The 15,865-nt window shown below is 57.4% G+C and carries 13 protein-coding genes; 9 read left to right on the top strand and 4 right to left on the bottom strand.

What is annotated here, in order from left to right; all coding sequences use genetic code 11:
- Window positions 1-9 precede the first annotated feature (9 nt).
- The 8 genes from iscU (at window position 10) to sseB (ending at window position 5,961) form a co-directional block, all read left to right on the top strand.
- Window positions 10-396 (top strand): Fe-S cluster assembly scaffold IscU, encoded by a 387-nt coding sequence (gene iscU, locus B3511_RS14505; RefSeq protein ID WP_004866383.1) that lies wholly within the window; start codon window positions 10-12, stop codon window positions 394-396.
- A 15-nt stretch (window positions 397-411) separates the two neighbouring features.
- Window positions 412-735: an iron-sulfur cluster assembly protein IscA gene (iscA, locus tag B3511_RS14500; RefSeq protein ID WP_040074497.1), complete on the top strand. Its 324-nt coding sequence runs from the start codon at window positions 412-414 to the stop codon at window positions 733-735.
- Window positions 736-812: 77 nt separating this feature from the next.
- Window positions 813-1,328: a co-chaperone HscB gene (gene hscB, locus B3511_RS14495; RefSeq protein WP_046884550.1), complete on the top strand. Its 516-nt coding sequence runs from the start codon at window positions 813-815 to the stop codon at window positions 1,326-1,328.
- Window positions 1,329-1,342: 14 nt separating this feature from the next.
- Window positions 1,343-3,193: a Fe-S protein assembly chaperone HscA gene (hscA, locus tag B3511_RS14490; RefSeq protein ID WP_286783303.1), complete on the top strand. Its 1,851-nt coding sequence runs from the start codon at window positions 1,343-1,345 to the stop codon at window positions 3,191-3,193.
- 1 nt (window position 3,194) lies between these two features.
- Window positions 3,195-3,530, top strand: a complete 336-nt coding sequence (fdx, locus tag B3511_RS14485) for an ISC system 2Fe-2S type ferredoxin (protein WP_040074501.1) — start codon at window positions 3,195-3,197, stop codon at window positions 3,528-3,530.
- Window position 3,531: 1 nt separating this feature from the next.
- Window positions 3,532-3,732, top strand: a complete 201-nt coding sequence (gene iscX, locus B3511_RS14480) for a Fe-S cluster assembly protein IscX (RefSeq protein WP_040074502.1) — start codon at window positions 3,532-3,534, stop codon at window positions 3,730-3,732.
- A gap of 53 nt (window positions 3,733-3,785) precedes the next feature.
- Window positions 3,786-5,072: an aminopeptidase PepB gene (gene pepB, locus B3511_RS14475; protein ID WP_040074503.1), complete on the top strand. Its 1,287-nt coding sequence runs from the start codon at window positions 3,786-3,788 to the stop codon at window positions 5,070-5,072.
- A gap of 112 nt (window positions 5,073-5,184) precedes the next feature.
- Window positions 5,185-5,961 carry an enhanced serine sensitivity protein SseB gene (gene sseB, locus B3511_RS14470; RefSeq protein ID WP_212478458.1) on the top strand — a complete coding sequence of 259 codons (777 nt, stop codon included), beginning with the start codon at window positions 5,185-5,187 and terminating at the stop codon, window positions 5,959-5,961.
- Between the two features lie 18 nt (window positions 5,962-5,979).
- On the opposite strand, the gene B3511_RS14465 is transcribed toward sseB, so the two are convergent.
- The 4 genes from B3511_RS14465 to B3511_RS14450 all read right to left on the bottom strand — a co-directional run bounded on the left by B3511_RS14465 (window position 5,980) and on the right by B3511_RS14450 (window position 10,613).
- Window positions 5,980-6,750 (bottom strand): MurR/RpiR family transcriptional regulator, encoded by a 771-nt coding sequence (locus B3511_RS14465; RefSeq protein WP_040074508.1) that lies wholly within the window; start codon window positions 6,748-6,750, stop codon window positions 5,980-5,982.
- On the bottom strand, window positions 6,750-7,598 hold the full coding sequence (gene sseA, locus B3511_RS14460) for a 3-mercaptopyruvate sulfurtransferase (protein WP_040074510.1): 849 nt from the start codon (window positions 7,596-7,598) through the stop codon (window positions 6,750-6,752). Before sseA ends, B3511_RS14465 begins: the two co-directional genes overlap by 1 nt.
- Window positions 7,599-7,691: 93 nt before the next feature.
- Window positions 7,692-9,056, bottom strand: coding sequence for a 6-phospho-alpha-glucosidase (locus B3511_RS14455; protein WP_046884554.1), 1,365 nt, complete (start codon window positions 9,054-9,056; stop codon window positions 7,692-7,694).
- A gap of 12 nt (window positions 9,057-9,068) precedes the next feature.
- The gene (locus B3511_RS14450) at window positions 9,069-10,613 is read right to left on the bottom strand and encodes a PTS transporter subunit EIIC (protein ID WP_040074512.1); all 1,545 of its coding nucleotides are present in this window, start codon (window positions 10,611-10,613) and stop codon (window positions 9,069-9,071) included.
- A gap of 286 nt (window positions 10,614-10,899) precedes the next feature.
- Between B3511_RS14450 and B3511_RS14445 the strand changes: the two genes are divergently transcribed.
- Window positions 10,900-15,864, top strand: coding sequence for an alpha-2-macroglobulin family protein (locus B3511_RS14445; RefSeq protein WP_286783302.1), 4,965 nt, complete (start codon window positions 10,900-10,902; stop codon window positions 15,862-15,864).
- The last annotated feature ends 1 nt before the right edge of the window (window position 15,865 follow it).

The raw sequence follows: 15,865 nt of genomic DNA, 5'->3' as shown, positions 1-15,865 counted from the left end.
AATTCAATCATGGCATACAGCGAAAAAGTTATTGATCATTACGAGAACCCACGCAACGTTGGCTCTTTCGACAACAGCGACGACAGCGTAGGTAGCGGCATGGTTGGCGCACCGGCGTGTGGCGACGTCATGAAGCTGCAGATCAAAGTTAACAATGAAGGTATCATTGAAGACGCGCGCTTCAAGACTTACGGCTGCGGTTCCGCCATTGCCTCCAGCTCGCTGGTCACCGAATGGGTGAAAGGCAAGTCTCTGGACGAAGCGCAGGCGATTAAAAACACCGATATCGCCGATGAACTCGAACTGCCGCCGGTGAAAATTCACTGCTCTATCCTGGCAGAAGACGCGATCAAAGCCGCAATTGCGGATTACAAAAGTAAACGTGAAGCAAAATAATTAGTTGAGGTTGTTATGTCGATTACCCTTAGCGACAGCGCTGCCGCGCGCGTAAGCGCCTTCCTGGCAAACCGTGGTAAAGGTTTTGGCCTGCGCCTGGGCGTGCGGACTTCCGGCTGCTCTGGCATGGCGTACGTCCTGGAGTTCGTTGATGAACCGGCGTCTGACGATACCGTGTTTGAAGACAAGGGCGTGAAGGTGGTGGTCGATGGCAAAAGCCTACAGTTCCTCAACGGCACTCAGCTGGACTTTGTTAAAGAAGGTCTGAACGAAGGGTTTAAATTCACCAACCCGAACGTAAAAGATGAGTGCGGCTGCGGCGAAAGCTTCCACGTTTGATTGTGCGTCACCCGAATAACCCCACCGCAGTTACCTGCGCGTGGGGTTTGTTCTAACAGGCTACCCCTGAGATTGTTATGGATTACTTCACACTCTTCGGACTACCCGCTCAATACCCGATCGATATCCCGGCTTTAACGACCCGCTTTCAGGATCTGCAGCGCCAGTATCATCCGGATAAATTCGCGAGTGGGACGCAGTCAGAACAGTTGGCTGCCGTTTCACACTCTGCCACCATCAATCAGGCCTGGCAGACGCTGCGTCATCCTCTGACCCGCGCTGAGTATCTGCTCTCGCTCCACGGTTTCGACCTGGCGAGCGAACAGCATACCGTACGTGATACCGCGTTCCTGATGGAACAGCTGGAACTGCGCGAAGAGTTGGATGAGATTGAACAAGCCAAAGACGAAGCGCGTCTGGAACGTTTTATCACCCGCGTGAAGGGCATGTTTGATACCCGCCATCAGCAGATGGTGGAGCAGTTGAACAATGAGACGTGGGACGTAGCGGCCGACACGGTACGCAAACTCCGTTTTCTCGATAAACTGCGAAGCAGTGCTGAACAACTCGAAGAAAAGCTGCTCGATTTTTAATTTCGGAAGCAATTATGGCCTTATTACAAATTAGTGAGCCCGGTTTAAGTGCTGCGCCGCACCAGCGTCGTCTGGCGGTGGGCATTGATTTAGGCACCACCAACTCGCTGGTGGCAACCGTGCGTAGCGGCGAGGCCAGTACGCTGGCAGATGAACAGGGCCAGCACCTGTTGCCGTCGGTGGTCCACTACCAGCAACAGGGTCACACGGTCGGTTACCACGCGCGTGCTAATGCTGCCAAAGATCCGGCTAATACCATTAGCTCTGTGAAGCGCATGATGGGCCGTTCCCTGGCCGACATCCAGACCCGTTACCCGCATCTGCCGTATCAGCTGCTGGCGAGTGAGAACGGTCTGCCGATGATTGCCACCGCTGCCGGTTTGCTCAACCCGATTCGTGTCTCTGCAGACATTCTTAAAGCGCTGGCCGCGCGCGCCACTGACTCGCTGCAGGGCGAACTGGATGGCGTAGTGATCACCGTTCCGGCCTATTTTGACGATGCACAACGTCAAGGCACCAAAGACGCCGCGCGTCTGGCGGGCCTGCACGTTCTGCGTCTGCTCAATGAACCAACCGCCGCCGCCATTGCCTACGGCCTCGACTCCGGTCAGGAAGGGGTCATTGCCGTCTTCGATCTTGGCGGTGGGACCTTTGATATCTCTATTTTGCGCCTGAGCCGCGGCGTATTTGAAGTGCTGGCCACCGGTGGTGATTCAGCCCTTGGCGGTGATGACTTCGACCACCTGCTGGCAGATTTCATCCGCCTGCAGGCGGGGATTGACGATCGCAGCGACGCGCGCGTACAGCGTGAACTGCTGGATGCGGCGATTGCGGCCAAAATTGCCCTCAGCGATGCGCAAAGCGTCACCGTTGAGGTCGCTGGCTGGAAGGGGGAGATCACCCGTGACCAGTTTAATGACCTGATCGCCTCCCTGGTTAAACGCACGCTGCTGGCCTGCCGTCGCGCATTGAAAGATGCTGGCGTAGAGGCGCAGGACGTACTGGAAGTGGTCATGGTGGGCGGTTCAACCCGCGTACCGCTGGTGCGCGAGCGCGTGGGTGAGTTCTTTGGCCGTACGCCACTGACCTCTATCGACCCGGACAAAGTGGTCGCTATCGGGGCGGCGATTCAGGCGGATATTCTGGTGGGGAACAAACCGGACAGCGAAATGCTGTTGCTGGATGTGATCCCGCTCTCCCTGGGGCTCGAAACCATGGGTGGCCTGGTGGAGAAAGTGATCCCGCGTAATACCACCATTCCGGTGGCGCGTGCGCAGGAGTTCACCACCTTTAAAGATGGCCAGACCGCCATGTCTATTCACGTGATGCAAGGTGAACGTGAGCTGGTACAGGATTGCCGCTCGCTGGCGCGCTTTGCACTGCGCGGGATCCCGGCGCTGCCTGCGGGCGGGGCACATATTCGTGTCACCTTCCAGGTGGATGCTGATGGCCTGCTGAGCGTGACGGCGATGGAAAAATCCACCGGTGTCGAATCCTCCATTCAGGTTAAGCCGTCTTACGGGCTGACCGAGGGCGAAATCGCCTCCATGATTCAGGACTCAATGAGCTTTGCCGAACAGGACGTGAAGGCGCGTATGCTGGCTGAACAGAAAGTTGAAGCCGCACGTGTGCTGGAAAGCCTGACCGGTGCGCTCACTGCCGATGCCGCGCTGCTAAGCGCCGCAGAACGTCAGGCCATTGACGATGCCATCGCAAAACTGCATGCGGTAGCAGAAGGCAATGACGCTGACGCCATAGAACAAGCGATTAAAAACGTTGATAAACAAACCCAGGAGTTTGCCGCTCGCCGTATGGATCAGTCGGTCCGTGTCGCGCTGAAAGGCCACTCCGTGGACGAGGTTTAATATGCCAAAGATTGTTTTTCTGCCTCATGCGGACCTCTGTCCGGATGGCGCAGTTCTGGAAGCTGAGACCGGCGAAACCATCCTTGACGTTGCCCTGCGTAACGGTATTGAAGTGGAACACGCCTGTGAAAAATCCTGTGCCTGCACAACCTGCCACTGCGTCGTACGTGAAGGTTTTGACTCGCTCGCCGAAAGCACCGAAGACGAAGATGACATGCTGGATAAAGCATGGGGTCTGGAGCCAGACAGCCGTTTAAGCTGCCAGGCGCGCGTCACCGATGAAGATTTGGTGGTCGAATTCCCGCGTTACACCATTAACCACGCACGCGAGCATTGATATGGGACTGAAGTGGACAGACAGCCGTGAAATCGGCGAAGCGCTTTATGACGCGAACCCGGATCTTGATCCCAGGACCGTACGATTCACCGATATGCACCAGTGGATCTGCGATTTGGAGGATTTTGACGATGATCCTAACGCATCCAATGAAAAAATTCTGGAGGCGATTCTGTTAGTCTGGTTAGATGAGGCTAGCTAAATCACATTACGGGCTGCCTTCAGGCGGCCCGTTTGCTAATAAGGATAAATAAAATGACCGAAGCGATGAAGATTACGATTTCGCATCAGCCAGCCGACGCGCGCTGGGGCGAAAAAGCCACTTACAGTATCAATAACGACGGTATTACCCTGCACCTGACGGGCCAGGATGACGCCGGTCTGATTCAACGCGCAGCACGTAAAATCGACGGTCTTGGCATTAAACATGTCTCTTTAGCGGGTGAAGGCTGGGATATCGATCGTAGCTGGGCATTCTGGGCCGGATATAAAGGGCCGAAAGGCACCCGTAAAATCGAGTGGGCGAACCTCGACGAAGCCGGACAGAAAGAGCTGGAAAGCCGTCTGACCATTATTGACTGGGTACGTGACACCATCAACGCGCCGGCGGAAGAGCTCGGTCCTGAGCAGCTGGCGCAGCGTGCCGTTGACCTGCTCTGCGGCGTGGCGGGGGACAACATGTCTTACCGCATCACCAAGGGTGAAGATCTGCGCGAGCAGAACTATATGGGCATCCACACCGTGGGCCGCGGCTCTGAGCGTCCGCCGGTGCTGCTGGCGCTGGACTACAACCCAACCGGGGATAAAGAAGCGCCCGTGTTTGCCTGCCTGGTCGGTAAAGGCATCACCTTCGATACCGGTGGTTATAGCCTGAAGCAGAGCGCCTTTATGGACTCCATGAAGTCTGATATGGGCGGCGCGGCCACCATTACCGGTGCGCTGGCTTTCGCCATTACCCGTGGTCTGAATAAGCGTGTGAAGCTGTACCTGTGCTGCGCGGATAACATGGTTAGCGGCAATGCCTTTAAGCTGGGCGACATTATTCGCTACCGCAACGGTAAAAATGTGGAGGTGATGAACACCGACGCCGAAGGCCGTCTGGTGCTGGCCGATGGCCTGATTGATGCCTCTGCCCAGAAACCTGAGCTGATTATCGATATGGCGACCCTGACCGGAGCCGCGAAAACCGCGTTGGGTAATGACTACCACGCGCTGTTCAGCTTCGACGACAAGCTGGCGGCTCGCGTACTGGCGAGTGCTGCCGAAGAAAACGAACCCTTCTGGCGTCTGCCGCTGGCCGAGTTCCACCGCAGCCAGTTGCCCTCTAACTTTGCCGAGCTGAACAACACTGCCAGCGCCGCCTACCCGGCGGGAGCAAGCACGGCGGCAGGTTTCCTGTCCCACTTTGTTGAAAACTACCGCGAGGGCTGGCTGCACATCGACTGCTCTGCGACCTACCGCAAAGCGGCGGTTGAACAGTGGTCCGCAGGGGCAACCGGGCTGGGCGTGCGTACCATTGCAAACCTGCTGACGGCAGAGTAACTGTTACCGCTTCACCCTAACCCTCTCCCATGGGGGAGAGGGGATGGTTTGCTCCCTCTCCCTTGAGGGAGAGGGCCGGGGTGAGGGGGCGAATGCACCATCTGGAATAATTATGTCCGAAACCAAAAACGAATTAGAAACCCTGCTGGAGCAGGCGGCGACCGAGCCCGCCCACCGTCCGGCATTTTTCCGCACGCTGCTGGAGTCTACCGTCTGGGTGCCCGGTACCGCGGCGGAAGGTGAGCAAGTTGTTGAAGACAGCGCGCTGGATCTGCTGCACTGGGAGAAAGACGACGGCACGTCGGTGATCCCGTTCTTCACCTCTCTTGAAGCCCTACAGACAGCGGTAGAAGACGAACAGGCGTTTGTGGTTATGCCCGTACGTACCCTTTTTGAGATGACCCTGGGCCAGACGTTGTTCCTTAACGCCAAATTGCCGACCGGTAAAGAGTTTACCCCACGCGAAATTAGTCATCTGATGGGTGAAGAAGGCAACCCGCTCAGCACGCAGGAGGTGCTGGAAGGGGGCGAAACGCTGCTGCTCTCAGAAGTGGCCGAGCCGCCGGCGCAGATGATTGACTCTTTAACCACGCTGTTTAAAACCATGAAGCCCGTCAGACGCGCGTTTCTCTGCTCCATCAAAGAGCGAGCCGACGAGCAGCCAGTGCTGTTGATTGGCATTGAGGCAGACGGCGATATCGATGAGATTATCCAGGCGGCGGGCAGTGTGGCGACCGACACGCTGCCGGGCGATGAACCTATTGATATCTGTCAGGTGTTGAAAGGCGAGAAGGGCATTAGCCACTTTATTACTGAGCACATCACACCCTTTTATGAGCGTCGCTGGGGCGGGTTCCTTCGCGATCTCAAAACGACCCGTATCATTTGATGAAGACGGGGTGGTTTTTCACCCCGTTGCTTCCAGCAGCAGTAAATCCATCAGCAACACCAGATTCGACTCAAACGAGGTGACACCGGCGGCCTCGGCGGCAAAGTGCACCGCTTCGTCATACAGGGCGAAATGCAGATCGGCCATGCCCGCCAGCGTATTTGCCGAGGCGCGCGTAAAGGCCACCACGACCATCCCTACGTTCTGCGCAATCCGCGCTTTATCCAGCACCTGTTCCGTTTCGCCGCTGCGCGAGACGGCGATAAAGACCTGATAGCGGGCGGCATTACTGAGGAAGATATTCCGGCTGTCGCCCGGCCCCGAGATAAACGCCGTTTTTCCCAATACCTGCAGTTTTTTGGTCAGGTACTCGGCGAACAGATAAGAAAACCCGGCACCGTACAGAAAAAAGCTCTCTTTCTCGCTAAGCAGTGCGCGGAAGCGCTGACGCTTCTCCACCGTCGCCCATTGCAATGTCTGCTGATAGTTGGCAATAAACCGATGGAAGAGTTCGGGCACGTCGCTGGAGGCACTGGCCTCAATGGCAATATGCGGGGTGTCAGACAGCAGTTGCTTACAGTGCCAGATAAATTCGCTAAACCCGCTGAACCCCAGCTTCTGGCAAAGCCGCATGATTGTGGCGGTCGAAACGAATGTCGCCTGCGCGAGCTCGCGTACCGTAATGTTGCCGACTAGCAGCGGATGCTCCGTCAGATGGGAAAGTACGCGGTATTCCGCGCGGGTCAGTGACTCCCCGCGCGTGAGAAGCGTCGCCAGACGATTATCCATTAGTGAGCCGGTTCAATCGGCAGATCGTCCCGTGCACCCCATTCGCTCCAGGCGCCGTCGTAAAGCGTGACGTCGGTTTTACCGAGGGTAGCAAGGGCAAGAATCACCACGCAGGCGGTGACGCCAGAGCCGCAGCTGGCAACAATGGGTTTGTGCAGATCCACACCCTGACGCTCAAAGATTGCCTGCAGTTCGTCGGTGGTTTTCAGCTCCCCTTCAAACACTAAATCGCCCCAGGGCACGTTTAGCGCGCCGGGAATATGGCCACGCTTCAGGCCAGCCCGCGGCTCGTCCGCTTCGGCATTGAAGCGTGGGGCAGGGCGCGCATCGACGATTTGCGCCGTTTTTTCATGGCTGACGACCAGCACGTCGGTCAGACGTTTTACGACATGCGGGTCAAAGGTTGCGTCAAACTCCCCTTCCGGCAGCGTCACGTCGCCCTGCTGCAGCGGCAGTTCATCCCGCTGCCAGCCCGCAAGCCCGCCCGCCAGAATAGAGACTTTTTCGACGCCGTAATTTTTCAGCATCCACCAGGCACGCGGCGCGGAGAAGAGATTACCCTCGTCGTAGATCACCAGATGCTTGTCGCGACTGATGCCCAGCTCGCGCATTGCGACGGAAAACGCCTCCGGGCGGATAAGCATATGTGGCAGTGATGAGGTGTGATCGGATAAGGCTTCAATATCGAAAAATACCGCCCCCGGCAGATGCCCGGCGCGGTATTCAGCGGTCATATCGCGGAGATGCTCCTGCCCTGCAGGGGCCATTCGCGCGTCGAGGATCTGGATTTCCGGGTCGTCGCTGTGCTCAATCAGCCAGTCGGCGGCGACAAAATATGAGGTGGACATGGGTTGCCTCCGTTCTTTTCCGTAAAAGAGGATTGTCGGTGTTTTTTCTGACACCGACAAGCAAACCACGTTCAACTCGCGAGCAAGCCCGTATTATTTCACTGCTTCGCCATCCCGCCAGGCTTTTTGCAGCGCTGGCCAGTACTCACGATTCGCTTCAATCATCTCATCCAGAATCGCTTTCGCGTGCTCCATGGTGGGCACGGTGCGGTTCAGGGTAAATGCCTGCAGCGCTTTTTCGTAGCTGCCTTCGATGGTCGCTTCCACCAGTAGCTGCTCCGAAGCGAGCTGCTGCTGCAACAGCGTCTGATGGAACAGGGGAACCTGCCCCACGCGGATCGGCTCTGGCCCTTCAGAGGTGATATAAGCGGGCACTTCCACCACGGCATCGTACGGCAAGTTGGTAATCGCTCCCTGGTTTTCCACCATCACCAGATGGCGCTGACGCAGGTTAAACGCCAGCGAGCGGGCCACATCAACGATAAACTCACCGTGCACCCCCACGTGAAACGCGTCGGGCAAAATCCCGGTACGTTGATACTCTTCGGCGGCGGCAAACAGTTTTTTCTCACGACCGTTCATCACTTCGTTAGCGCGCGTGTACTCCGGATTTTGATGCTCGACGATCTGGTTCGGCATCAGATAATACTGCAAATACGGGTTTGGCAAATACTCGGGGAAGTTATCCATAATTGGCTTAATGTTGCGCCAGGTCTTCACCCATGACGGATCTGAGTGCTGCGGGTCGGTTTTGGCGGCATCTTCCGTTAGCAGGCCAAATTTAGCGATATGGCGACGCAGCTCTGGCAGTCTGTCTTCGCCGTCTACCAGCACGCGGGTAAACCAGCCGAAATGGTTCAGACCAAAGTAGTCCACCTCCAGCTTATGACGATCAACGCCCAGAATCGCCCCCATATTGCGCATAGCCGCTACTGGCATATCGCAGATATTCAGCACCCGCGCGTTAGGACGAAGACGACGTACTCCTTCGGCGACGATCGCCGCCGGGTTAGAGTAGTTGACGATCCAGGCTTTCTCGTGGGCGTGGCGCTCTACCAAATCGATCAGCTCAACCATCGGCAGGATCGTACGCAAGCCATAGGCCAGCCCGCCTGGTCCACAGGTCTCCTGGCCAACCACGCCGTGGCGCAGCGGGATCTTCTCATCCTGCTCGCGCATCTTATATTGCCCGACGCGCATCTGGGCGAAGATGAAGTGGGCGCCGCTAAAGGCGACTTCCGGGTCGGTGGTGACCGTAAATTTGATGCTCTGGCTATGGTCACGAATCACCTTCTCGACCACCGGCGCAATGGTGTTCTGACGTGCTTCATCGATGTCGTAGAGGCGAATCTCCGCCAGCGGGAAATCCTGCAGGCGCACCATCAGGCTTTTCACAATACCTGGCGTATAGGTACTGCCACCGCCGGCGATAGAGAGAATGAATGGGGGTTTAAACATCTTTAGCTCCTTTCAGAGAAACGTCTCAACGGCTTCTCGCATTTTTTTGACATGCAGCCCGTAGACCACCTGAACGTTGTTACCTTGTTTGATAATGCCTTTCGCACCCGTCGCTTTCAGTCGCGGCTCGTCGATGATCGCCACGTCTTTTACCGTGACGCGCAGGCGGGTGTAGCAGTTATCCACCACTTCAATGTTTTCGCGCCCGCCCAGGCCAATCACAATGGATTCACCCAGACCGTCGTTATTGCCTTTCGCCTGATACTCCTGCTTGCTATAGAGACGGGTCTCTTGCTCGTCATCTTCCCGACCCGGCGTCTTCATGTTGAAGTGAACAATCAGGAAGCGGAAAATCACAAAGTAGAGAGCAAACATGATGAGCCCGACCAAAATGTACATCGGCCAGTTGGACTTCTCGGTGCCGAGCGGCAGGTTATAAAGAATGAAATCGATAATGCCGTTCGCACCGATGGCGTGAACGCCAAACAGGGAGAAGAGCATCATGCCAATCCCGGTCAGTACCGCATGCACCACGAACAGCAGCGGGGCGACGAACAGGAAGGAGAACTCGATAGGTTCGGTCACGCCCACCAGCAGGGAGGTGAGGGCTGCCGGGATCAGAATCGCTTTTGCCGCAGCTTTACGCTCAGGCTTCGCGGTCATGTACATCGCCAGCGCCGCTGCAGGCAGGCCAAACATTTTGCTGATACCGCGCGCATCCCAGACCACCGTACTGCTCAGTTGCTTCACGTCCGGACAGGCCATTTCGGCAAAGTAGATGTTGCGCGCGCCCTGGTAGGTGGTGCCGCATACCTCCTGGGTACCGCCCAGTTCGGTATAGAGGAACGGGGTATAGACCAGATGGTGAAGACCGGTCGGCACCAGGATACGTTCAAGGAAGCCATACACCGCCACCCCAAACGGGCCTGCCCCTTTAATGGCCAGCGCCATTGCGCTAATACCATGCTGGGCGAACGGCCAGAGCTCACTCATCACCACGCCCAGCAGCATTGAGACGGGCAGCATCACGATAGCGACGAAGCAGTGACCGGAGTAGATGGCCATCGCCCCGTTAAACTGTACCCCGGAATATTTGTTGTAGAGGTAGCCCGACAGCGCGCCAGTCAGGATCCCGGCGAAAACGCCCATCTCCAGGACTTGTACCCCGAGTACCATCGCCTGCCCGGCAGCTTTCATCTGATCGGCAGGGGCAAGCGCGCCTTGCAGCTGCAGGGTCACGTTCATGGCGTTGATGAAGACCACAAAGGTCACCAGGCCGATCAGGGCCGCGTAACCTTTATCGCGTGTCGCCAGGCCGATAGGGATCCCTACAGCGAATACCAGCGCCAGGTTTACCAGTACCGAAACGGCAGACTTGGCGATTAACTGCCCAAGGCTCTGCACCAACGGATGCCCAAGAAACGGCAGGTAATCGGCAAGCGCGCCATTACCCAGCACGTTACCAAAGGCGATAAACAGACCAACGATCGGCAGGATAAGTACCGGTCCGTACAATGATTTTCCGAAATTTTGTAGGGCGTTCACGGCTCGTTTCATGGCTATCTCTCTTATTGAACCGCGCACTCGGGGTGCGTCTTAGGCATAAAACTAGCAGGCGCTAACGGAGCTTAGCCAGCTATCTTATTGTTTTAAAAACAAATGACCTGAAAGGTAACATGTAACCATGCAGGTTGTGATCGGTATAACAGGGTGGATGCTGTTCCCTATACCATTTTGCGAGGCGCTTTCCAGCCCCCTCAAAATGGGCTTTTGTATTAATGAAACTTGCGGATAATACTTAACCCGACGACGACCAACAGGCCTCTCAGGCCAGGGATGCAGGATGAAACCGTTTCGCCTCGCCGCGCTGTCCATAGCGCTGCTGACAGCCTTTACGCTTGCCGGCTGTGATGACAACACCGAGAAACCCCATGCAGAAGCGCCGGCAACCGCTGCCGCAACGCCTGCTGAACCGAAGGCCGCGACCAAACCCGACGACGCCACGCTGCAAAAACTGGCGGAACAGAGTCAGGGCAAGCCGCTGACGCTGCTGGATGCGTCGGAAATTCAGCTCGACGGCGCATCGACGCTGGTGCTCACCTTCTCGGTGCCGCTCGATCCTTCCCAGGATTTCGCAAAAACCCTCCACGTCGTGGACAAGAAAAGCGGCAAGGTAGATGGCGCATGGGAACTGGCGCCAAATCTGAAGGAGGTCCGTTTACGTCATCTGGAGCCCAACCGCAATCTGGTGGTGACCGTTGAGCGTGGCCTGCTGGCACTGAATAAAGCCACATTCGATAGCGACTACGAAAAAGCGATCACCACGCGCGATATCGAGCCTACCGTCGGCTTTGCCAGCCGCGGCTCGCTGCTGCCGGGCAAGGTGGTAGAGGGGCTGCCGGTCATGGCGCTGAACGTCAGCAACGTTGACGTCAATTTCTATCGTGTGAAACCGGAGTCGCTGGCGGCATTTGTCAGCCAGTGGGAATACCGTAACTCCCTGACCAACTGGGAATCCGACAATTTGCTTAAAATGGCGGAGCTGGTCTATACCGGCCGCTTCGACCTCAACCCGGCGCGTAACACCCGTGAAAAACTGCTGTTACCGCTGCGTGATATCGCGCCGCTGCAGCAGGCCGGTGTTTACCTGGCGGTAATGAACCAGGCGGGGCATTACAATTACAGCAATGCCGCCACGCTCTTTACCCTCAGCGATATTGGCCTGTCGGTTCACCGCTACCACAACCGGCTGGATATCTTTACCCAGAGCATTGAAAACGGTGGCGCGCAGGCCGGCGTTGATGTCGTGCTGCTCAACGACAAAGGCCAGACGCTGGCTCAGGCCGCCAGCGACGGCGATGGTCACGCTGTGCTGCAAACGGATAAAGAAGCGGCGCTTATTCTGGCGCGTAAAGAGGGGCAAACCACGCTTCTCGACCTCAATCTGCCCGCACTCGACCTCGCCGAATTCGCTATTGCCGGTGCGCCAGGTTTTAGCAAACAGTTCTTTATGTTTGGCCCGCGTGACCTCTACCGGCCGGGAGATACGGTAATTCTTAATGGCTTACTGCGCGACAGTGATGGCAAACCCTTGCCTGACCAGCCGGTAAAACTGGAAGTATTACGCCCGGATGGACAGGTGGCGCGAACCGTCGTGAGCCAGCCGGAAAATGGCCTCTATCGCTTTAACTATGCGCTGGATAGCGGCGCCCAGACCGGGATGTGGCATATCCGCGCCAGCACCGGCGATAATCAAAAGCAGATGTGGGATTTCCACGTCGAAGACTTTATGCCGGAGCGGATGGCGCTGAATATCAGCGGGCAAAAAGCGCCTGTTAAACCGCAGGACAATGTCAGCTTCGACGTGAACGGGTATTACCTGTATGGCGCGCCTGCAAACGGCAATAGTCTACAGGGGCAGCTGTTCCTGCGCCCGCTGCGTGAGGCGGTCGCGGCACTGCCGGGATTCCAGTTTGGCGATATCGCTGAAGAGAACCTGAGCCGCAGTCTGGATGAAGTTCAACTCACGTTAAATGACGAGGGGCGCGGGCAGGTCAGCGCGGAGAGCCAGTGGAAAGAGACGCACTCACCGCTGCAGCTCATTTTGCAGGCCAGCCTGCTGGAGTCCGGTGGCCGCCCGGTGACACGTCGCGCTGAACAGGCTATCTGGCCGGCGGACACGCTGGCGGGGATTCGCCCGCAGTTCGCCAGCAAAGCGGTCTATGACTACCGCACCGACACCACCGTGACGCAGCCCATCGTGGACGAAAATAGCCAGGCCGGTTTCGATATTGTTTACACCGATGCCAGCGGCGCCAAAAAAGCAGTTTCAGGTCTGCAGGTTCGCCTTATCCGCGAGCGTCGTGACTACTTCTGGAACTGGTCAGAGAGCGAAGGCTGGCAGTCCCAGTACGATCAAAAAGATCTGATCGAAGCGGAGCAGGCGCTGGATCTGAAGGCCGATGAGACCGGTAAAGTGAGCTTCCCGGTGGAGTGGGGATCATATCGTCTGGAAGTAAAAGCGCCGAACGACACCGTCAGCAGCGTCCGTTTCTGGGCCGGTTATAGCTGGCAAGATAACAGTGAAGGCAGCGGCGCGGCGCGCCCGGATCGCGTTACGTTGAAGATAGACAAACCGGCGTACCAGCCTGGCGATACCATCAAGCTGCATATTGCCGCCCCGGCTGCCGGGAAAGGCTATGCGATGATCGAATCCAGCGAAGGGCCGCTATGGTGGAAAGAGATCGATGTTCCGGCCGACGGGCTGGAGCTCTCTATTCCTGTCGATAAAGCCTGGAAACGCCACGACCTCTACCTCAGTACGCTGGTGGTACGTCCCGGCGATAAGTCTAAATCTGCCACGCCAAAACGCGCCGTCGGCCTGCTGCACTTGCCGATGGGGGATGAAAACCGTCGTCTGAATCTTTCGCTGGAAAACCCGCCCAAAATGCGTCCTGACCAGACGGTGACGGTGAAGGTGAAGGTGAAAGCCAGCGTTAAAGAGGGGGCGGTGCCGCAGAAAGTGAATGTCCTGCTCTCGGCGGTGGACAGCGGCGTGCTGAATATTACCGACTATGTCACGCCGGATCCCTGGCAGGCCTTCTTTGGGCAGAAGCGTTACGGCGCCGATATTTACGATATCTACGGCCAGGTCATAGAGGGGCAGGGGCGTCTGGCCTCTCTGCGCTTCGGCGGCGACGGCGATGAGCTCAAACGTGGCGGCAAACCGCCTGTTAATCACGTGACCATCATCGCCCAGCAGGCGCAGCCGGTTGAGCTGGATGCTAACGGCGAAGGCACCATTACGATGCCGATCGGCGATTTTAACGGTGAGCTTCGTCTGATGGCACAAGCCTGGACCGACGACGACTTTGGCAGCGGCGAAAGTAAGGTCGTGGTCGCGGCACCGGTCATCGCTGAGCTCAACACCCCACGCTTCCTCGCCAGCGGCGATATTTCGCGGCTGACGCTGGATCTCACTAACCTGACCGATCGGCCGCAGACGCTGAACGTGGCGTTAACGGTTCACGGCAAACTGGCGCTGGAAGGGGGGCAACCGCAGCCCGTAAAACTGGCGCCCGGTGCACGTAGCACCCTATTCATCCCGGTGCGTGCGCTGGAGGGATATGGCGACGGAGAGGTAGTGGCCCAGGTCAATGGCCTGTCGCTTCCTGGCGAAACCTTCGCGCCGTTGATTAAAAACTGGAAAATCGGCGTGCGTCCGGCCTTCCCGGCACAGACGGTTAACTCGGGTACGATGCTCAACCCGGGGGAGAGCTGGATTGCGCCAGGGCAACACCTTGCCGGTTTCTCGCCTGCTACGTTGCAGGGGCAACTGATGCTGAGCGGCAAACCGCCGCTCAACCTCGCGCGTTATATCCGTGAACTGCAGGCCTATCCTTATGGCTGCCTGGAGCAGACGACCAGTGGACTCTTCCCGTCGCTCTACACCAACGCCGCGCAGCTGGCTGCGCTGGGTATCAAAGGTGACACCGATGAAAAACGGCGTGGTGCGATTGATGTAGGCATCTCGCGTCTGTTACAGATGCAGCGGGATGACGGCGGTTTTGCGCTCTGGGATAAAAACGGCCCGGAAGAGTACTGGCTGACGGCCTACGTGACTGACTTCCTGGTACGGGCGGGCGAGCAGGGCTACAGCGTGCCGGCAGAGGCGCTAAACAGTGCTAACAACCGTCTGCTGCGTTATCTGCAGGACCCGGGCATGATCTCTATCCGCTACAGCAACGATACTCAGGCCAGTAAGTTCGCGGTGCAGGCTTATGCCGCGCTGGTGCTGGCGCGTCAGCAAAAAGCCCCGCTGGGTGCGCTGCGTGAAATATGGGAAAAGCATGCGCAGGCAAAATCGGGTCTGCCGCTGATGCAGTTAGGCGTCGCGTTGAAAATGATGGGAGATGCGCCACGAAGCCAGCAGGCGCTGGAAGCTGCGCTGCAAACCCCGCGTATCGAGTCGCAAAACTGGATCGCGGATTACGGCAGTCAGCTGCGTGATAACGCCATGATGCTCGCGCTGTTGCAGGAAAATTCTCTGTTACCGCAGGCACAAAACACCCTGCTGAATGCCCTGGTACAGCAGGCATTCAGCCAGCGCTGGCTATCAACCCAGGAGAGTAATGCCCTGTTCCTCGCCGGACGCTCGCAACAAACGCTCTCTGGTGCGTGGCAGGCCACCACCAGCCTGGCAGAAGAGCCGGCGCACGGTGACAAACCGCAGGTAACCAATGTCGATGGCGATCGGCTGGCTGCGCTGCAGGTGACTAACAGTGGCACCAGTCCGCTGTGGGTACGTCTCGACAGTAGCGGCTATCCACAGCGTGCGCCGCAGCCTTCCTCGAAGGTGCTGAAAATCGAGCGCCACATTCTGGCCACCGATGGCAGCAGCAAAGATCTCTCTACCCTGAAGAGCGGTGAGCTGGTACTGGTCTGGCTCGAGGTGCAGGCCAGCCAGAACGTCCCGGATGCGCTGGTGGTTGATCTGCTCCCTGCCGGACTAGAACTGGAAAATCAAAATCTGGCCAGCAGCAGCGCCAGCCTGCAGGAGAGCGGTAGCGAAGTGCAAAATCTGCTAAACCAGATGCAGCAGGCGGATATCCAGCACATGGAGTTTCGCGATGACCGTTTTGTGGCCGCAGTACCGGTGAATGAAGGCCAGCCCGTCACGCTGGTCTACCTGGCGCGTGCCGTGACGCCGGGGACCTATCAGGTGCCGGTCCCCATGGTTGAATCGATGTACGTTCCCCAGTGGCGGGCAACGGGTGCGGCAAGTGGCCCGCTGACTGTAGCCCCGTAAC

It is taken from the genome of Leclercia sp. UBA1284 (genome assembly GCF_002308415.1).
In the GTDB taxonomy this organism is placed as follows: Bacteria; Pseudomonadota; Gammaproteobacteria; order Enterobacterales; family Enterobacteriaceae; genus Enterobacter; species Enterobacter pneumoniae.
This window is presented reverse-complemented; position numbering and strand designations above follow the sequence as displayed.